This window comes from Pedobacter sp., from assembly GCF_040513095.1.
Taxonomy (GTDB): domain Bacteria; phylum Bacteroidota; class Bacteroidia; order Sphingobacteriales; family Sphingobacteriaceae; genus Pedobacter.
The window spans coordinates 45,551-65,226 of sequence record NZ_JBEVDX010000046.1 but is presented as its reverse complement, the minus strand read 5'-3'; the positions used below and the strand labels follow the sequence as shown (position 1 = coordinate 65,226).

Below are 19,676 nucleotides of genomic sequence, written 5' to 3'. Positions count from 1 at the left end.
ATATGAATATAGCTTTAATCGGTTACGGTAAAATGGGTCAGATTATTGAGCGTTTTGCCATAGAGAGAGGGCACGATATTGTGCTTAAAATCGGGAGTAAGAACCTGGAAGAACTGACAGTTTCGAACTTAAAAAAAGCAGATGTAGCCATCGATTTTAGTCTTCCCGATTCTGCGATTAAGAATATTTACACCTGCTTCGAAGCGAATGTTCCATTAGTGGTAGGTACTACCGGCTGGTACGGACAGCTGCAGGAAATAAAAAATGAATGCCTGACTGGTAACAATTCCCTGTTATACGGATCGAACTTCAGTATCGGTGTCAACCTGTTTTTCCATATCAATGAGGTACTGGCGAAAATCATGAATGATTATCCGGCATATGATGTTCAGGTGGAGGAAATTCACCATACCCAGAAACTGGATGCACCAAGTGGTACAGCAATGACCATTGCAGAAGGTATTATTGATCAACTGGACCGAAAAACAGAATGGGTAAATGAGCTCGAAGGCCAGACTGAACTCGAAGTAGTTAAACAGGACCAGATATTGATCGCTTCACAAAGAATTGAGAATATCCCGGGTACGCATACAGTGATTTACAGCTCTGAAGTAGACGAGATAGAGATCAAACATACAGCACATAACCGTGCAGGTTTTGCACTGGGTGCCGTAGTGGCTGCCGAGTGGTTAAAAAACAAACAGGGATTTTATAATATATCTGATATATTTAATTTTAAATAGCAAAAAATATGAATCTGAAGTTCTGGCAAAAGAAGAATGATACTGCGCCAAAAAAGAAAAAAACTAAAAGTAAAGAATGGTTTGATGCAATCATCTTCGCTGTCATTGCCGCGACTGTCATCCGCGTATTTTTTATAGAAGCATATACCATCCCTACGGGTTCAATGGAAAAATCACTTTTAATTGGTGATTTCCTGTTTGTAAGTAAGGTGAATTATGGTGCAAGGATCCCGATGACTCCTGTAGCTTTTCCTTTTGCACACCATACTATGCCTGTAACAGGTACAAAAGCATATTGGGATGGCGTACAATGGAAATACAGAAGACTTCCGGGAATCCAGGAAATCAAAAGAAATGATGTTGTGGTTTTCAACTTCCCGGATGGGGATACGGTAGCCTTAGAAGCACAGGACCGGGATTACTACGAAATGGTGCGCTCTGTGGGCCGCGAGGCTGTTCACAGCCAGTATACGGTTACGAGCAGACCAGTTGATAAGAGAGAGAATTATATCAAACGCTGTATTGGTATCAGCGGAGATATTCTGAGTATGTCTAACGGACTGGTATCAGTTAACGGTAAGGCAGAGCCGATGAAGAGAACAGGTCAGATTGATTATACAGTGAAGTTTAAATCAAGCGATGTCAATTTCCAGCTGTTTGAAGATATGGGTTTTGTGATCGAAAGAGACATCATGGCGATTTCGCAGGATAGCTATAACTTCATTGGCACGCCTGATCAGATGGAAGAGGTGAAGAAACTTGATTTTGTTGCGTCTGTTACACAGCGTACCGCTGCGCCGGATGTTGCTGAACCAAGTATATTTCCTCAGGATCCAAACAGGAAATGGAATGCTGATAACTGGGGCCCGATTCAGATCCCTAAGAAAGGCTGGACAGTGAAACTGGATTCGAACACTATGCCTTTGTACAAACGTGCGATTGAGATTTATGAAGGTAATAAACTGGAGAAATCAGGTACAGGCTGGATAATTAACGGTGTGAAAACTGATAGTTACACCTTCAAAATGAATTACTTCTGGATGATGGGAGATAACAGGCACAATTCACTGGATTCACGGTACTGGGGCTTTGTTCCTGAAGACCACGTTGTAGGGAAAGCTTTGTTTATCTGGATGAGTTATGATACCAACGGATCTTTCTTCAGCAAGATCAGGTGGAGCAGGATATTCAGAGGGATACACTAATATAAGTATTACTGGGAAGATAGGGATCCTCCTGGCTTCGCTAAAAAATGGGTGTTGCTTTTTCGATACTGCCTGCTGCTGAAGGGCACCAGAAGGTATCGAAAAAGTAACACTCATTTTTTTAGGGGTATCCAATGCGGGGCGCTTTAACCCAGAGCATAATTTTTGTTGTTCAATAGTATTTGAATGTATTCGCGATCTGTGCTGTATAAAGACTATTGGAAATTCTTTTGATTAAACTAATCAGATAACCTTTCAATACCCAGTTTATCTGCAAGTTCATTCAGATCAATCACGACAGGTTCAACAAGTGGGATTCCGGATATCCTGCGCTCTTGTTCAAAAGCGTATTCCGGTTCGCCTGGGATAATTACTTTTTTAGAGGGATCTACAGTTTTGGCACTTTTAAAACGCTCGATCCAGTTATCCAGGTGCTGTTTGAAATCGGCCGTTGGTCTGAAGCCGTCAACGCGCATCGCACCAAAGAAATGTCCAATACCTTCTCCAACAGGATCTGTAGGGGGGTCAAGGAAAGCTACAAATGGGGGTACCCAAGGGCCGTAGTTGGCACCTGATAGAACTGCGGTAAGTATATCAACAGTTGCACTCAATCCATAGCCTTTGTGGCTGCCATGGTCTTTATCGCTGCCCAGTGGAAGTAATGATCCACCGGCTTTCAATTCATTTGGATCAGTAGAAGTTTTACCGTTTTTATCCTGTGCCCAACCTTCGGGGATGGGCAGGTTCGCACGCTGTGCAATTTCCAGTTTCCCATTTGCTGCGGCTGCTGTTGCCATATCAACAACTACCGGAGGATATTTCCCCGCAGGGAAAGCGTAACACATCGGGTTTGTGCCCAATAGTCTTTCATTCGCATAAGTAGGGGCAACCAAAGGGCTGGCATTGGTCATACTGATACCAATCATATCTTTCTCTACCGCCATTAAAGCATGGTAGCCCGCAATACCAAAATGATTGGAGTTTTTTACCGCTACCCAGCCTGTACCATATATAGCAGCCTTTTCTATTGCTACTTTCATTGCGAAAGGGGCAACTACGAGTCCAAGTCCGCCGTCACCATCTACTGTCGCAGTAGTTGGCGTTTCATGCACTACACGAACGTTTGGAGTTGCATTGATGCGCTGTTTTTCCCATAAACGGATATAACCGCTTAAACGGGCTACACCGTGAGAATCTATCCCGCGTAAATCTGAACATAACAATACATCGGTAGCCAGATCTGCATCTGCCGGAGGGCATCCCATTTTCAAAAATACATTCCTGGTGAAATTCCTGAGTTTTTCTTCTGTGAAAGTATATGAGGTCATGGGATAGAGTTAAGCGAACAAAATAGTAAATTTATACTCGAGCGGCTGAAAAGCACTGAGAAGACTTTCAATAAAATCATCTCCATAGAGCACATACATTGGAGCAATATTCAATACTCTTTCCTGTAATACGCCGTTAGGAAACAGTTTGTCTTTGAGGTTTTCAATTTGTGTAAGGGCTGTAATATGTTTGCGTTTCTCTGCACGCATCAGTTTCTTTTCAAGGTTGGTTACCAGCCTCAATGTTCTAACCTTAGCGGCTTCGGCAGAAAGAGAAAGTCCTTTGTCTACCTTATAAGAATTGACTTTGATTTGTTCAAAGATCGCAATGATCGCCTTTTGTTCAGCTTCAAGCGTGAGCAGATCATCCACAACATTTGCCCTGATCCACTGGTTTTTCAGCTGTTCATCGGTGTCAAATAAACTCAGAGAATCGATTCCCAGGCTTTCCATCTTCTTGGAACTTCTTTCATCAACGATCTGGGCAGAGTTTCTTAACATCAAGATCGGATAGGGAACACTATAGAAATCAAAGTTAGCTTTTAACTGCAGCCAGTAAGTTACTTCTGCCCCACCGCCAATATAAGCGAGGTTTGGAAGGATTACTTCCTGGTATACCGGGCGCATCACTACATTGGGACTGAAACGTTCAGGATGCTGATCGATTTCAGCCTTTAACGTTTCTTTAGTAAAACTTATGGAAGTGTTGAGTACTTTGTATTCGTTATTTTCTTCTACGATACGTTCTCGCAGCTGATCATCCATGTAAAAGAAATTGATCTCTCTTGGATTTACCTGTGGTTTGTAGCCTGCTTTTTCCAAAGCTTCGCTGCTTTTATTGATCAGCTCAAAGCTGTTCTGTTCGGTGATGTCACGGTAAACGACAGGCGAAAACTGTGCTTTCAATGCTGCATCATCAGCGTCGGTACAGACCAGCCCTTTAGAACCGAACAAAGCATCTACAAGCTCGCGTGTTGCATCTGCAAGTGTATGGTTAGTAGTATAAGCTTTCTCTACCAGCTCCGCTAATTTGTGCCCGTTTTCAGAAATCCCCAGGTAACCCTTATATGCTACCAGTGTTTCAGTAATAGATTTTGTATTGATCCTGCCTGTAGCACCTGCGGCTTTCATTTGCCAGGTGATCCTTTTGTCCTCTACCTTCACATTATTGATTTCTTCGAAATCATGGTCCTCGGTAGCCATCCAGTAAACAGGTACGAAATTATAGTCAGGATATTCTTTTTTCAGATCTGCTGCAAGTTTGATTGCCGTAACGATCTTATAGATAAAATAAAGGGGTCCTGTGAATATATTCAGCTGATGACCGGTTGTAATCGTAAACGTCCGGTCATCAGCTAATAAGTTGATATTTTGAGTAACCAAAGCCGATGGCTTCAGTTGGGCATACTGCCTTTTAAGCGTATCCACCAGCAAATTGCGGTCGCCCGAAAATTTGCGTTCTTCTATTGCTTTTTGAAAGCCCTGAAGCGTAGGGGAGTATTGATAAAAAGACTCCAGTTTGTCCTTTCCAGCGATGTAATCTAATACAACAGAAGAAAAAGAATTTGTTTGTTGATAGGTGATGTACTTGGCCTGCATTGCCACGAAATTACGCTAATAAACTACATTTTATTATATGCCAAAATTATTTTACAATCTGTCCATATAGATCGAAGTCCTCCGCACGTTCTATATGAACGTTCACAAAACTTCCGTTTGCAGCATATCCTGTACTGGCGTCAATCAAAACCTCATTATCAACCTCCGGAGAGTCATATTCTGTACGCCCGATAAAGAAATCACCTTCTTTTCTGTCTACCAGAACCTTGTAGGTTTTGCCTACTTTTTCCTGGTTGATGTCAAAGGAAATTCCCTGCTGTAATTCCATAATAGCATCCACACGTTCCTGTTTCACTTCATCAGGTACATCATCCACTAAATTATGTGCATGTGTTTTCTCCTCATGCGAATATGTAAAGCAGCCCAGTCTGTCAAAACGCGTATCTTCAACCCAGCGCAACATCTCTTCGAAGTCCCTTTCAGTTTCACCCGGGTAACCACAGATAAGCGTGGTACGCATAGCGATATTTGGAACTTTATCCCTGATTTGGTTAACGATGTCGATAGTTTTCTGTTTGGTGATACCACGGCGCATCGATTTCAGCATATTATCTGTGATGTGCTGTAAAGGCATATCCAGGTATTTACAGATATTCTCGCGTTCGTTCATGGCATCCAGAATTTCCATAGGGAAACCTGAAGGGTACGCATATTGTAAACGGATCCATTCGATACCATTGATATCTGATAAACGTCTCAGCAATTCATCCAGGTTACGTTTACCATAAATGTCCAGACCATAATAAGTAAGGTCCTGCGCAATCAGGATCAGTTCTTTGGTACCATTGGCGGCCAGTATTTTTGCTTCATGAACCAGGGCTTCCATTTCGGTAGATACATGTTTACCACGCATCAGCGGGATGGCACAGAAAGAGCATGGGCGGTTACAGCCTTCAGCAATTTTAAAATACGCAAAATGCGATGGGGTAGTCAGCAACCTTTCGCCGATGAGTTCATGTTTGTAGTTTGCACCCAGGGAATGTAAGATATTCTGCAGATCGTTGGTGCCGAAGAAAGCATCCACATTAGTGATCTCGGATTCCAGTTCAGGTTTGTAGCGTTCGGAAAGACAACCTGTAACAATCACTTTGCTTACTTTACCTTCGTCTTTCAGCTGACTGTACTGCAGAATAGTATCAATGGACTCCTGTTTTGCATTGTCGATAAAACCACAGGTATTGATTACGATGATATCGTCTTTGTTGATATCGTTTGCCTCATGAACCACATTCAGGCTATTTCCTCTCAATTGCCCCATTAACACCTCCGAATCATATAAATTCTTCGAACAGCCCAATGTAATTACATTGATTTTTGGTGGTTTAACGGGGATAATTTTAGAAATCGTTTTTGTGTTCATTGTATGTATGTATTGTTGCGTTTTGTACCGGGATACTATTTAAAGAGCCCGTCTACAAAAGCTTTTTTATCAAATAACTGAAGGTCATTCATACCTTCACCAACTCCGATATATTTCACCGGGATTTTAAACTGGTCGGAGATGCCGATCACCACACCACCTTTGGCGGTTCCATCGAGTTTCGTAATTGCAAGCGCATTTACATCTGTTGCCTCGGTAAACTGTTTGCATTGCTCAAAAGCATTTTGTCCGGTAGAACCGTCCAGTACCAGCAGGATTTCATGAGGGGCACCCGGAATAACTTTTTCCATTACCTTCTTGATCTTGCCAAGTTCGTTCATCAGTCCGATCTTGTTGTGCAAACGTCCGGCAGTATCAATGATCACTACATCTTCGCCGTTGGCTACGGCTGATTGTATCGTATCGAATGCTACAGAAGCAGGGTCTGAGCCCATTGCCTGTGCTACAACTCTAACATCAACCCTCTCGCCCCATAACTTGATCTGTTCTACCGCAGCAGCCCTAAAAGTATCTGCTGCACCCAGCACCACTTTTAGCCCTTCAGCTTTCAGTTTATGCGCCAGTTTACCAATGGTGGTAGTTTTACCAACACCATTGACCCCAACCACCATGATGACATAGGGCTTGTGCTCTCCGTATTCAAAACTGCGGAAATCGTTGCTGTTGTTTTCTGCTAGCAGGAGCTGGATCTCATCGCGGAGCAACAGGTTTAATTCGGAAGTCGAAAGGTACTTGTCTTTCAACACCCGGTCCTGGATGCGCTCAATGATTTTCAGTGTAGTGGTAACGCCAACGTCAGAAGTTACCAGAACTTCTTCCAGGTTATCCAGTACGTCGTCATCTACAGTTGATTTTCCGGCGACAGCCTTGGTGATCTTGCTAAGGAACCCTTCTTTAGTTTTCTCTAAACCTTTATTTAGTGCCTCCTGAGCTTCAGGGGCAGTTTCCTTTTTCTTGAAGAAATCAAATAATCCCATAGAAATATAGATGAAAACAAAAAAAGCCCTCCCATCAGAATGAAGGGACGGCTTTAATATGATTAAATATTAAAATTACTTGCTTGTTCCAGCAATAGCATCTTTAACGTGATCGTTGTGAACGATAACTTCTTTGAAAGAATAAGCACCACTTTTTGGTGATTTAGTCATCGTAACAACTTTTGAATATTCTTTACCTTTACCTGTTTTCAGGGTTGCAACTACTTTTTTTGCCATGATCTAAAAGATTGGAAATGGTTATTACTTAATTTCTTTGTGAACCGTTACTTTCTTCAACACTGGATTGAATTTTTTCAATTCTAATCTCTCTGTAGTGTTTTTACGGTTTTTTGTAGAGATATATCTAGACATACCAGGCATGCCGCTAGTTTTATGCTCTGTACACTCTAGAATAACTTGTACTCTGTTACCTTTTTTTGCCATTTTTTTATTGTTTTAGTTGATTTCGCATCAACAATGTTTTTTACAAAAATCCTTTTTTAACGAAACGGTTGATCGCTTCAGTTATACCAATTTTATTGATGGTTTTGATAGCTGAAGTAGAAACTTTCAGTGTTATCCAACGGTCTTCATCAGGAATATAAAATTTCTGAAGTTGTAAGTTGGGATAAAACTTACGTTTAGTTTTAACGTTTGAGTGAGAAACATTAAAACCACTCATTGCCTTTTTTCCGGTTAAATCACAAACTCTAGACATGCCTTTAATATATATATTTAAATTGTTCTTCGCTTAATTTTTTAAGAGTGTGCAAATATCACAATAATTATTGTAACAACCAATACTACACAAGATTATTTTTGAAAAATAATGCAGAATCAGTACGGTCTCCCGGTATAAAGGTATACAAAATCCTTTAAATATACGTTGCAGGTAATTCCAGGCAGGTCAGACAGCCGGTTAACGGAAGTGCCGGGCTAATAATTCGATTAATAATTATTTATATACCTTTCGAATAATTTATATTTGAGTAATATAGCACAGGAATTAAAGCACAACCAAATTATAATATAGCACAACCAAATAATCATTTTATGCAAATCAAATCTTTTGCCGAATACGAAGAAACGTATAGGTTTAGCGTGGAATGGCCTGAAAAATTCTGGGCCGGAATAGCTGAAAACTTCCTCTGGAGAAAGAAATGGGATAAAGTTTTATCCTGGAATTTCACCGAACCAAATATCAAATGGTTTGAGGGCGCAAAGTTGAATATTACAGAGAACTGCCTTGACCGCCACCTGGCCAAAAACGGCGATAAACCTGCCATCATATGGGAATCCAATGATCCTGATAAATCCAGTATAACGCTTACTTATAAGGTCTTACATGAGCAGGTTTGCCGTTTTGCCAACGTACTGAAAAAGAACGGTGTAGTAAAAGGTGACCGTATATGTATTTACATGCCGATGGTGCCCGAGCTGGCCGTTGCCGTACTGGCCTGCGCCCGCATAGGTGCAGTGCACTCTGTGATCTTTGGCGGGTTTTCCGCTAAATCTATCGCAGACAGAATCAATGATTCAGCATGTAAACTCGTGATTACGGCCGACGGATCTTTCCGTGGCAACAAGCAGATTCAGCTGAAGGAAGTCATTGATGATGCCCTGATCGGATGCCCTACAGTTGAAAAAGTGATCGTACTGACACATACACGTACTCCGGTTTCTATGCTTAAGGGACGTGATCTCTGGTTTGAAGATGAGATCAAACAGGTAGATACAGACTGCCCGGCAGAAGAAATGGACGCTGAAGATCTGCTGTTTATCCTGTATACATCAGGATCTACCGGCAAACCCAAAGGAGTTGTACACACCGTTGGCGGATACATGGTATATGCTGGTTATACTTTCAGCAATGCTTTTAATTATCAGCCTGATGAGGTATTTTTCTGTACTGCTGATATCGGCTGGATCACCGGTCATTCTTATATTGTATATGGCCCGCTTTCTCAGGGTGCTACTACGCTGATGTTTGAAGGTGTGCCCACACATCCTACGCCATCCAGATTATGGGAAATTATAGAAAAGCACAAGGTTAATATCTTATATACAGCACCTACTGCGATCCGCTCACTGATGAGTTATGGCACTGAACCTTTAAACGGAATTGACCTGAGCAGCCTGAGGGTTCTGGGCTCGGTAGGGGAGCCGATAAATGAAGAGGCGTGGCACTGGTTCGATGAAGAGGTAGGACACAAGAACTGCCCGATTGTAGATACCTGGTGGCAAACGGAAACAGGTGGATTAATGATTTCGCCGATCGCCTTTGTAACACCATTAAAGCCTGCCTGCGCTACCTTACCTTTGCCTGGTATTCAGCCGATCCTGGTGGATGAGCAGGGAAATGAAATTGAAGGAAATGGTGTAAACGGTAACCTCTGCATCAAGTTCCCCTGGCCGGGAATGCTCCGCACTACTTATGGAGACCATGAACGCTGTAAACAAACTTACTTCTCTACTTATCCGGATCTGTATTTCACTGGTGACGGCTGTATGAGGGATGAAGACGGATATTATAAAATCACCGGCAGGGTGGACGATGTAATCAACGTATCAGGACACAGAATTGGTACCGCTGAGGTTGAGAATGCGATCAATATGCACGCAGGTGTAGTTGAAAGTGCAGTTGTGGGTTATCCGCATGAGATTAAAGGCCAGGGTATCTTTGCCTTTGTCATTTATCCGAAACTGCACAATGAAGCCGACCTGACCAAAAAGGATATTCTGCAAACGGTAACCCGTGTGATCGGGGCAATCGCGAAGCCGGACAAGATACTTTTCGTTTCAGGCTTGCCTAAAACGCGTTCGGGCAAAATTATGCGCCGGATACTCAGGAAGATTGCTGAAGGGGAAACATCTAACCTCGGCGATACGAGTACTTTGCTTGATCCTGCAGTAGTGGAGGAAATTATTGCGGCAGCGCAGAAGTTGTAAGCTCTGCTTATAGCCGAAAAAACAAATTCTTATCCGTGGTTGTTGTTTAAGCAGTATTTAACGAAAAAACATATTACCATGGATAAGTTAGAATTAAAAGGAAAATGGAACGAGTTGAAAGGTAAAGTTAAACAGGCTTATGGCGATCTTACTGATGATGATCTGAAACATGAAGAAGGGAAAGATGATGAGCTTTATGGAAGGATTCAGCAAAAAACTGGTAAGACCCGGGATGAGGTTATTGATTGGCTGAAGTCTTTGTAGTTTCTATTAAATAATTAGACCTCTTATTTCAATGCTGTATGCTGCTGAAGGGCAACATAGGTATTGAAATAAGAGGTCTAATTATTTAAAGATCATCCCGGTAGCATGATGGCCGTGCATGGCGGACAAGCAGGGCGGCCATGCATGGTGGATAAGCATGATGGACAAGCCATCATGCTTAATTCATTTTAATAACCGAAAATCTGCTCCAAGGTCAGCGTGTTCAGTTTGCCGAATTTCTGCATGTCATCAGCTTTTACCTTTTTATCCGAAGCTACGATACAGTAGTTATAAGACTTGTTCGCTACTTTATCGTTATGGAAAGTTTTGATGTCAGCAAAGGTCAGGGGTTTCAATCCACTGTATTCATCGATCCTTGAATCGTGATCGAGTCCCAGTCTTTTGTCAGCATAATAATGGCTGATGATATCGTCGTTTGTCACCCTTGAGGTTTCGAGGGCATTCAGGGCACTGTATTTGGAAGATTCAAAGTTCTTATCAGACTCCGGTAGCACATTCAGCAGTTCATTCATTGCAGCAACGGCATCCGTCATTTTATCTGCCTGGCTGCCTACGTAGGCTACCATTGTGAAATCCTTCGTGTTTTTATCCGGTGTGGCATAAAATGCGAAGGTAGAATAAGCCAGAGCTTTTGATTCACGAATGGTCTGGAATACGATGGATCCCATACCACCACCAAAATAGCTGTTAAAGAGGGATATTTTCGCCGCTTCTGAAGGGTCGTACTTTGAGCTGTTCCTTACCCAGCGGATTTCCGATTGTACCATATCATAGTTAGCAAAATATACCTGATTGTCAGTATTGCTGGTGTAGCTGAATGTTTTTGCTGCAGGTGCTTCAGTAAATGCTGCAGGCAATATGTGTACCTTTTCTATGTTTTTGGTAAATGCATCCAGTGTTTCAGGGCCATAGTAATTGATGCTGTGCTTGTAGTCTTTCAGGTGGTGTATGATGTCCAGCAGCTGGGCAGAGGTCATTTGTTTAACCTCATCGTTGCTCAGCGCGAAATTTGTCGGGTTCTGTGGGCCGTATTGTGCGTAGCTCATCAGGCCTGAAAGGATTGCCGCTTTGTTGAGCTTGTTGTTTTCCCTTGATTTAAGGATGCTGCTTTTCAGTTCTGTTAAGGCAGCTTCATTGGGCTTGCAGTTAGCAAAAATGTGCTCTACCAGGTTTACTGCCTGATCAAAGTTTTCCTGCAGGCCACTGATGGTTACGGTGGTCACATCATTGGAAACATTGAAGGTGTAGTTGCAGGCGATGTTATAAAATTGCTTGCTGATTTCCTCTGCTGTGTATTTGTCGGTGCTCAGGTATGTGAGGTATCTGGCAGCGAATGGAGCCATTTTATTATTCCAGGTACCCATGTCAAAACGGTAGCTTAGGCTGAAGATACTGTTTTCCTTATTTTGTACAGTTACCACATCGGCGATGCCTGCCTTGCCAAAATTCAGGTCTTTGGTGTAATCCAGGAAGCGGGCTTCAATAGGTTTAGAACTTGCTGCGAGTAAATCTTTAGTGAAGACAGAGGTTTCATTCGTGTTGGTTTTTACAGCAGTGATTGCTGGTTTTTCCACTTTCTGGATTGTCTTATCCTCGCCTTTGTGTTTCAGGATCACAACATAGTTATCTTTGAAGAACTGGTTTGCAAAGTCTACTACCTCTTTCTTGGTCACCTTTGCCATTGCATCCGGATTACCCAATGATTTATCCCATTTGGTACCGCGGTTCATAATGAATTCATTGGTGATCGCCTCTGCACGGAAATCGTTTTTATCAAACGATTTTAGCAGGGTAAGTTTGCTGTTGGCGACAGTAGCTTTGATCAGGCTTTCATCGAACTGGCCTTTTTTCAGCAGCGCAATCTGTTCCAGAAGTAATTGTTTGGCTTGTTCAAGCGTCTGTCCCTGTTTGGGCTGTGCCAGTAAGATGAACGTACCATAGTCTTTCATTTGCTGATAACCGGCTCCGGAGCTCAGTACACGCTGTTTTTTGTTCAGGTTTATATCCAGCAGACCAGCTTTCTCATTGGAAAGGATACTGCCGATCAGGTCCAGCAGCATACTTTGCCGGCTGCTCTCGGGATATCCCCTGTAGCCGATCCTGATCACTTCGGCACTTGGGCCATAAATATCGGCGGTCTGGATTTTAGTCAGGGGTTTTTCAGGTGCAGGCTCATAGGCCACTACAGGCTTGTTCTGCATGAAGGAGAAATGCTCATCCACTTTTTTGATCATTTCATCCGATTTGAAATCACCTGACAATACCAGCGCCATGTTGTTAGGTACATAATACTTGTCATAGAATTTGCGGATTTCTACAAGTGAAGGGTTTTTCAGATGTTCTACTGTACCTATAGTAGTCTGCTGTCCGTAATTATGTGTAGGGTACAGCAATGCGTTGAGCTTTTCATTGATTTTCCAGCCGTCATTGTCCAGTCCGCGGTTTTTTTCTTCATAAACAGCTTCCAGCTCAGTATGGAAAATCCTGAAAACCGGAGCACGGAAACGCTCAGCCTGCAGGGCCAGGAATTTATCCGTTGCATTGGAAGGGAAGTCTTCTTCGTATACGGTTTCTTCGTACCAGGTGTGTGCATTGGTGATCTGACCGCCAATAGATTTCATCATTTTATCATATTCATTGGCAATAGAATAATTTGATGCTTCGCCGGAAGTTTTATCTATTTCAGCATAGATCGCTTTACGTTTTGCCGGATCAGTTGTAGCATGATACTTTTCATAGAGGGCTGATATTTTATCCAGCAGGGGTTTCTCTTTGGCGTAGTCCATTGTACCAAAACGATCGGTTCCTTTAAATAAAAGGTGCTCCAGGTAATGTGCCAGTCCTGTCGCGGTGCGGGGATCGGTATTACTACCGGCTCTCACAGCCATCCTGTACTGGATACTTGGTTCTTTGGTATTTTCAGAGAGGATGACCGTTAATCCGTTTTTGAGCATGTAAAACCGGGATTTTGTTGGATCATTGGTTACATACCTGTAGGTATATCCGGCAGAGGAGGCAGTTTTCCACTGGTATACAGGTTGTGCCATCACACCTGTTCCGGTAAGCAGCAGGCATAAGAACGTTAATAAATTTTTTTTCATCAGTTTTTTTGTTTTTTATGGATGAGACTATGACGTTATTTTGTTCATTAAGTTACGAATGAGCAGGATTACGTTATTTTCACCTTTAATAAGTTTACTCAAATATACTTTTGAAAACTGAATTTATCATAGTTTTAACCTATAATCTTGTACTTTTACCCTTATGAAGAAAGAGCAATCGAGACCCAATATTTTAGTGGTAAATGATGATGGTATCACTGCGCCGGGTATCAGAAATCTGATTGAAGCAGTAAAAGAACTTGGAAATGTAGTTGTAGTGGCGCCTGATGGCCCTCAGTCGGGCATGGGACATGCGATTACAATAGGTAAACCATTGCGTTTCAATAAAGTAGAATTGTATGAAGGTGTGGATATGTACAAATGTTCCGGCACACCGGTAGATTGTGTAAAACTTGCCGTCAATAAAATATTTAAGGGTAAAAAGCCTGATCTGTGTGTTTCCGGTATTAATCACGGACTAAACAATTCGATCAATGTGATTTATTCAGGCACGATGTCTGCCGCCGTAGAAGGTGCGATAGAAGGAATCCCCTCGATAGGTTTCTCCCTTGATGATTTCTCTGAGGAAGCTGATTTCAGCCACTGCCTCAAATATGTGAAAACTATTGCACAGCAGGTGCTGGATAACGGTTTGCCGCAGGCTACGTTACTCAATGTGAACTTTCCAAAGGGAAACGGTATCAAAGGGATTAAAATCTGCCGTCAGGCCAATGCAAAATGGGCCGAAGAGTTTGATGAACGCCAGGATCCGCATGGCCGCCCGTATTACTGGCTGACTGGTGTGTTCCAGAACAATGATAAAGGCGAAGACACTGATGTATGGGCACTCGATAACGGATATGTATCAGTTGTTCCTGTACAGTTTGACCTTACCGCACATCATGCAATTCCATTGTTAAACAGCTGGACATTTAATGACTAACCGTATTCAAAATAGTGTTTGGGCAGGTTTCGGTATCGGGCTTCTCGTACCGGGTGTATTGATTTCCATTGTATGGTTCGTTATGCACCGCGTTGCCATGCTGGCGAAAGCAGACCTGCTGCTGATTGGCTGCATCGCTGTAAATGCGCTCTTACTGAAATATTTTTTTAAGATCAATAAGGAAAACACGGGAAGGGGGATCCTAAGTGCCACATTTGTCTGGGGCTTTCTCTTCTTTTTCTATAAAATATCGCAGCCATGAAGTATTACCTTGTAGCCGGTGAGGCTTCCGGCGACCTGCACGGGGCAAACCTGATGAAGGCCCTCAAGGAAGAGGATGCAAATGCCGAATTCCGTTATTTCGGAGGTGATAAAATGAAAGCCGAAGGCGGAACATTGGTGAAACACTATGCTGATATGGCTTTTATGGGTTTTACGGAAGTTCTCTTCAATCTGCAGACCATTCTCAGGAATATGAAAACCTGCAAGAAAGACATTATGGCCTATCAGCCGGATGTACTGGTGCTGATTGATTTCCCTGGTTTTAATCTCAAGATCGCTGCATTTGCAAAGGAAAACAACCTTAGGGTATGCTACTATATCTCCCCGAAAGTATGGGCCTGGAACCAGAAGAGGGTATTGAAAATCAAGAAGGTGGTCGACAAAATGTTCTGCATCCTTCCCTTTGAAGTAGATTTTTATAAGGAATGGGGCATGCAGGTCGACTACGTAGGTAATCCTTTGCTGGATGAGAAGGCCTTATTTGTACCGGATAAAGATTTCTTAAGCAAAAACGGACTGATTGGCGATGATATCATTGCTTTATTGCCCGGCAGCCGTAAACAGGAGATAGAAAGACTGCTCCCGGTAATGCTGAGTGTCATTGAAAGTTTCCCCGATCAGCAGTTTGTTGTTGCTGCAGCACCGAGTTTCCAGCCTGCTTATTACCAGGGCTTCATTGGTGCTAAAAACGTGAAACTTGTATTTGGGCAGACTTACGATCTGCTGCATATAGCCAAAGCAGCTGTTGTTGCTTCAGGCACAGCCACATTGGAGACTGCACTGTTTAAAGTTCCGCAGGTAGTGGTTTACAAGGGCGGGGCAATTTCAATCGCAATTGCCAGGATGCTGGTAAAAATCAGGTTTATCTCGCTGGTCAACCTGATCATGGATAAAGGTATCGTTACCGAACTGATCCAGAATGACTGTAATACAGTAAATGTTACAGCATGTTTAAAAGAGCTGACAGATGGTCCCAAAAGGGAAAATATGATGGAAAGCTACATGGATTTAGCTAAAATTATGGGAGAGCCCGGTGCCTCAGGCAGGACAGCCAAACTGATCAGGGCGTATCTGAAAGAAAGCTGATCACTCAGATCAGCAATTCATCAGGCAGTTTTTTTCAGCAGCAGATTGTTAATCCGGTTTACCACATCATCCAGGTCAAAAGGTTTGCTGATATAATCATCTGCACATGCCTGAGAACTCATCTGTTTACTTCTGGGATTAGCGGACATTACAATCACTGGGATATGGCGGGTAAACATATCGCTTTTAAGATCATCACAGATTTCAATACCATTTCCGTCCGGTAGCATCACGTCGATAATAAACAGATCAGGAAGAGAGTCGCGGAGTTTACTTTTTAGTTCACTCACTGAAGAGGAAAGCTGAAGTTCGTATCCTTCGTCTTTGAGCAAATATTCAATGATATACCTGATATCGCTATCATCTTCAAGCACGTGTATTCTCTTAGTCATATTTGATCCCATTTTTATTTTTCAATTCTAATTCCTATCAAACATTGTTCCAATACCAAGGCAGTGGGACTAACATTTACTGACCTTGGAAGTGTTCATCAAACACAAAGGCTGGTCAGATTTCTCCGCCAGCCCTTGATATATTGTCTTTTTAAAAGATTAAACCGCATCAATTGCTTCACGCAATGCTTTTGCAGCAGCAGCAGGATCTTCTGCTCCATAAATTGCAGCACCTGCAACAGCAACGATTGCTCCTGCTTTAATTACATCAGTAATGTTACCAATGTTTACTCCACCAGCAATCGAAACGGGAACACCTGCACGCGCAGCTTCGTCAATCAATACCTGGATAGAATATCCGGCAGTCCATTGCTCATCTAAACCTGCGTGCAGTTCTACGAACTCAGCTCCTAATTCAATTACTTCCTGAGCACGCTTAACACGGTCAGCTACGCCAATGGTATCAACAACAACACCTTTTCCATGTGCTTTACCAGCTTTAATAGCACCTGCGATAGTTGCATCGCCTGCAGCTCCAAGTACAGTTACCAGATCCGCACCAGCTTTAAAAGCGATGTCAGCTTCCAGTTCACCTGCATCCATAGTTTTTAAATCCGCAAATACCAGTTTATCAGGGTGCGCAGCTTTCATTGCAGTAACTACTGCTATTCCTTCATTTTTGATTAGTGGAGTTCCCAGTTCAATAATATCGATATAAGGAGCAATTTTAGCAGCCAGTTCTAATGCGTCTTTTGTAGTTAATAAGTCTATTGCGACTTGTAATTTTGCCATGATGTTTGTTTATATATGTATACTTAATTATTCGAGATTAGCATGTCTTTTCCATAGTTCTTCTGCAGGCGTTCCGTCTGCCGCCCAGAGGGTCTGAAAGATGGCATCAGTAAGCAGTAACACTGCCTGTTCAAAAAGGCTTCCTGCATACTGGTCAGAGATGGTTTTTCCATGGTCCTGTTTCTGTGCCGCAGGAAGGATCAGTACCAGTGAAGATAATTTTGCCAGGGGCGATTCGGTAGTGGTAGATATAGCTGCTACAACAGCACCTGTAGCGGCGGCTTTTTCTGCAGCTTTTACAATGGTACTTGTGGTACCTGAGCCGGATGCAGCAATCAGCAAATCACCCTCCCTGATCGCAGGTGTGGTTGTTTCACCAGCAACAAAAACCGTCAGTCCAAAATGCATCAGGCGCATAGCTGCTGAGCGCAATGCCAGGCCTGAGCGGCCGGCACCAATCAGAAATATGCGATCGGCATTCTGAATATAAGGGATTAATAAAGCGATCTGATCAAAATCCAGCTGTTCTGCAAGTTTGAGGTTTTCTTCAAGGATCATCATTAGATTTTCTCTGATGCCTGTTGCGGTGTCCTGTTCAATTGGTGTACTCATATCGGTTTTTATCTGCGCCAAAGGTAGTCCGGCCAGGAGGGCTTAACGTTAGACTATATGCGCATTATGTGGGACTATCAGGAAACATCCGGCGTTTCAGATCACAGAATTGCCATAATCATAGTGCAAATAAAAAACCTTGTGATTAGCAATACCTGCCAATTTTTTTTAGATTTATTATACAAATTTGAAAATAATGAAGAAAATTGCTCTCATCCTTCTCGCTGCCGCTGCCTTATCGGCCTGTAAGCAAAAACCAAAAAATGACACTGCCGCAGCTAGCCAGCAATTTGGTAAACTGCTGGACCAATACTATGAAGAATCCCTGCAGTTATATCCGCTGAGTGCTACCTATATTGGTGATAACCGGTATAATGACCTGCTACCTAATGATGGTTCTGCAGCTTATCTCGAGACGGTAAAACAGTTTAACAAGCAATATTCAGATAGTTTAAAAAAATACGACAGGTCGCAGCTTGATGAAAATGATGCCCTTTCATACGATGTTCTAAAAGACCAGCTCGAAATTAATCTCGAAGGTTCGAAATATCATTTTGAATACCTTCCTTTCAACCAGATGTTCGCCCTGCCGCTTACAATTGGTCAGCTCGGCTCTGGCACAGGAGCACAACCCTTTAAAACCGTCAAGGATTATGACAACTGGCTGAAACGTGTGACTGCATTTTCAGTATGGGCAGATACTGCTGCAGGTAATTTCAGAAAGGGAATGGCTGCTGGTGTGGTTTTACCAAAAGCACTGGTACTCAAGATGTATCCCCAAATGTTAAGTATGGTGGTGACTGATCCTAAAAAGAGCCTGTTTTATGGTCCTGTGAACCTGCTTCCGAAAAAATTCTCTGCGGCTGATAAAAAAAGAATTACGGGGGAGTATGAAAAAGCTATTCTGACGGTCATTGTTCCTGCGTATAAAAAACTTGGTGAGTTTCTGAAGAATGAATACCTGCCAAAAGCAAGGACAACTTCAGGTTTCTCGTCTATGCCAGGGGGGAAGGAAATGTATACCTACCTGGTAAAACAGCAAACCACAACAACCAAAACTCCTGAAGAAATCTATCAGACGGGTTTAAAAGAGGTGGCGAGGATTCGGTCACTGATGGATAGCATCAAAAATCAGACGGGTTTTAAAGGAGACCTGATGGCCTTCTTCGAATATATGAAAACGGATCCTGAATTTATGCCCTACAAAACTCCTGCAGAGGTATTGGCCGCGTTCGAAGATATCCATAAAAGGATGGAGCCGAATTTGAAGAAGTTATTTAATGTAACGCCTAGAACACCGTTTGAGATCCGCCAGACGGAGGCATTTCGTGCAGCATCCGCCAGTGCGGAATATAATCAGGGTTCTGCAGACGGTAAACGCCCTGGTATATTTTATGTGCCTATCCTGGATGCTAAGACCTTTAATACCACCTCGGGTATGGAATCATTGTTCCTGCACGAAGCCATTCCGGGGCACCATTACCAGATCTCACTTACCCAGGAAAATACGGCTTTGCCTAAGTTCCGTCGTTTTGGGATGCATAATGCTTATGTAGAAGGCTGGGCACTTTACTGTGAATCGCTCGGAAAAGAACTGGGACTATATACTGATCCTTACCAATACATGGGTGGTCTTGGTGATGAAATGCACCGGGCTATTCGTCTGGTCGTTGATGTAGCTATCCACACCAGGAACATGAGCCGGGAGCAGGCAATAAAATATATGATGGCCAATGAGCCGGCCAATGAGCAGTATGCTACCGCAGAAATAGAACGGTATATGGGCATCCCTGCGCAGGCACTGGGTTATAAAACAGGAGCAATGAAGATCAGGGAATTACGCAGCAGATACGAAAATAAACTGGGTGCCAGGTTCAATGTTGCAGAGTTCCATACACAGGTACTGAAGGACGGTTCACTGCCCCTGAGTGTATTTGAATCCAAGATGGAAGCCTGGGCAGCAAAACAATAGAGGAATTA

19 protein-coding genes are annotated in these 19,676 nt (G+C 42.8%); 8 read left to right on the top strand and 11 right to left on the bottom strand.

The window, feature by feature from the left end; genetic code table 11:
- Positions 1–2 precede the first annotated feature (2 nt).
- The gene (gene dapB, locus ABWY16_RS06850) at positions 3–743 is read left to right on the top strand and encodes a 4-hydroxy-tetrahydrodipicolinate reductase (protein ID WP_353903904.1); all 741 of its coding nucleotides are present in this window, start codon (positions 3–5) and stop codon (positions 741–743) included.
- Between the two features lie 8 nt (positions 744–751).
- Positions 752–1,948 (top strand): signal peptidase I, encoded by a 1,197-nt coding sequence (gene lepB / locus ABWY16_RS06845; protein WP_353903903.1) that lies wholly within the window; start codon positions 752–754, stop codon positions 1,946–1,948.
- A 239-nt stretch (positions 1,949–2,187) separates the two neighbouring features.
- Here lepB and ABWY16_RS06840 read toward each other — a convergent pair whose 3' ends face one another.
- The 7 genes from ABWY16_RS06840 to rpmB all read right to left on the bottom strand — a co-directional run bounded on the left by ABWY16_RS06840 (position 2,188) and on the right by rpmB (position 7,972).
- Positions 2,188–3,276: an Ldh family oxidoreductase gene (locus ABWY16_RS06840; RefSeq protein ID WP_353903902.1), complete on the bottom strand. Its 1,089-nt coding sequence runs from the start codon at positions 3,274–3,276 to the stop codon at positions 2,188–2,190.
- Positions 3,277–3,285: 9 nt separating this feature from the next.
- The gene (gene bshC / locus ABWY16_RS06835) at positions 3,286–4,875 is read right to left on the bottom strand and encodes a bacillithiol biosynthesis cysteine-adding enzyme BshC (protein ID WP_353903901.1); all 1,590 of its coding nucleotides are present in this window, start codon (positions 4,873–4,875) and stop codon (positions 3,286–3,288) included.
- Between the two features lie 46 nt (positions 4,876–4,921).
- Positions 4,922–6,256: a 30S ribosomal protein S12 methylthiotransferase RimO gene (rimO, locus tag ABWY16_RS06830; RefSeq protein WP_353903900.1), complete on the bottom strand. Its 1,335-nt coding sequence runs from the start codon at positions 6,254–6,256 to the stop codon at positions 4,922–4,924.
- A 35-nt stretch (positions 6,257–6,291) separates the two neighbouring features.
- Positions 6,292–7,254, bottom strand: a complete 963-nt coding sequence (ftsY, locus tag ABWY16_RS06825) for a signal recognition particle-docking protein FtsY (RefSeq protein WP_353903899.1) — start codon at positions 7,252–7,254, stop codon at positions 6,292–6,294.
- 75 nt (positions 7,255–7,329) lie between these two features.
- Positions 7,330–7,491, bottom strand: coding sequence for a DUF4295 domain-containing protein (locus tag ABWY16_RS06820; protein WP_090556573.1), 162 nt, complete (start codon positions 7,489–7,491; stop codon positions 7,330–7,332).
- Positions 7,492–7,515: 24 nt separating this feature from the next.
- A complete protein-coding gene (gene rpmG, locus ABWY16_RS06815; protein ID WP_008242799.1) occupies positions 7,516–7,698 on the bottom strand; it encodes a 50S ribosomal protein L33 in 183 nt (60 codons plus the stop codon).
- A gap of 40 nt (positions 7,699–7,738) precedes the next feature.
- Positions 7,739–7,972, bottom strand: a complete 234-nt coding sequence (rpmB, locus tag ABWY16_RS06810; RefSeq protein ID WP_037437638.1) for a 50S ribosomal protein L28 — start codon at positions 7,970–7,972, stop codon at positions 7,739–7,741.
- A gap of 335 nt (positions 7,973–8,307) precedes the next feature.
- Between rpmB and acs the strand changes: the two genes are divergently transcribed.
- Complete coding sequence (gene acs / locus ABWY16_RS06805; protein ID WP_353903898.1) at positions 8,308–10,203, top strand: acetate--CoA ligase; 1,896 nt, start codon at positions 8,308–8,310, stop codon at positions 10,201–10,203.
- Between the two features lie 78 nt (positions 10,204–10,281).
- On the top strand, positions 10,282–10,467 hold the full coding sequence (locus tag ABWY16_RS06800; protein WP_142530979.1) for a CsbD family protein: 186 nt from the start codon (positions 10,282–10,284) through the stop codon (positions 10,465–10,467).
- A 188-nt stretch (positions 10,468–10,655) separates the two neighbouring features.
- Here the strand turns inward: ABWY16_RS06800 and ABWY16_RS06795 are convergent, their stop codons facing one another.
- Entirely contained in the window at positions 10,656–13,589 is a 2,934-nt protein-coding gene (locus tag ABWY16_RS06795) for a M16 family metallopeptidase (RefSeq protein ID WP_353903897.1), read from the bottom strand.
- Positions 13,590–13,752: 163 nt separating this feature from the next.
- Between ABWY16_RS06795 and surE the strand changes: the two genes are divergently transcribed.
- Genes surE through lpxB form a run of 3 tightly spaced genes read left to right on the top strand, consistent with a single transcriptional unit; the run spans position 13,753 to position 15,900 of the window.
- The gene (surE, locus tag ABWY16_RS06790; RefSeq protein WP_353903896.1) at positions 13,753–14,532 is read left to right on the top strand and encodes a 5'/3'-nucleotidase SurE; all 780 of its coding nucleotides are present in this window, start codon (positions 13,753–13,755) and stop codon (positions 14,530–14,532) included.
- Complete coding sequence (locus ABWY16_RS06785) at positions 14,525–14,794, top strand: stationary phase survival protein SurE (protein ID WP_353903895.1); 270 nt, start codon at positions 14,525–14,527, stop codon at positions 14,792–14,794. Before surE ends, ABWY16_RS06785 begins: the two co-directional genes overlap by 8 nt.
- Entirely contained in the window at positions 14,791–15,900 is a 1,110-nt protein-coding gene (lpxB, locus tag ABWY16_RS06780) for a lipid-A-disaccharide synthase (RefSeq protein ID WP_353903894.1), read from the top strand. Before ABWY16_RS06785 ends, lpxB begins: the two co-directional genes overlap by 4 nt.
- Positions 15,901–15,920: 20 nt before the next feature.
- Here lpxB and ABWY16_RS06775 read toward each other — a convergent pair whose 3' ends face one another.
- The 3 genes from ABWY16_RS06775 to hxlB all read right to left on the bottom strand — a co-directional run bounded on the left by ABWY16_RS06775 (position 15,921) and on the right by hxlB (position 17,696).
- Complete coding sequence (locus ABWY16_RS06775) at positions 15,921–16,292, bottom strand: response regulator transcription factor (RefSeq protein ID WP_353903893.1); 372 nt, start codon at positions 16,290–16,292, stop codon at positions 15,921–15,923.
- A 159-nt stretch (positions 16,293–16,451) separates the two neighbouring features.
- Complete coding sequence (gene hxlA / locus ABWY16_RS06770; protein ID WP_353903892.1) at positions 16,452–17,084, bottom strand: 3-hexulose-6-phosphate synthase; 633 nt, start codon at positions 17,082–17,084, stop codon at positions 16,452–16,454.
- Between the two features lie 27 nt (positions 17,085–17,111).
- Entirely contained in the window at positions 17,112–17,696 is a 585-nt protein-coding gene (gene hxlB / locus ABWY16_RS06765) for a 6-phospho-3-hexuloisomerase (protein ID WP_353903891.1), read from the bottom strand.
- Positions 17,697–17,892: 196 nt separating this feature from the next.
- On the opposite strand from hxlB, the gene ABWY16_RS06760 reads away from it, so the two are divergent.
- Positions 17,893–19,668, top strand: a complete 1,776-nt coding sequence (locus ABWY16_RS06760) for a DUF885 domain-containing protein (protein ID WP_353903890.1) — start codon at positions 17,893–17,895, stop codon at positions 19,666–19,668.
- The last annotated feature ends 8 nt before the right edge of the window (positions 19,669–19,676 follow it).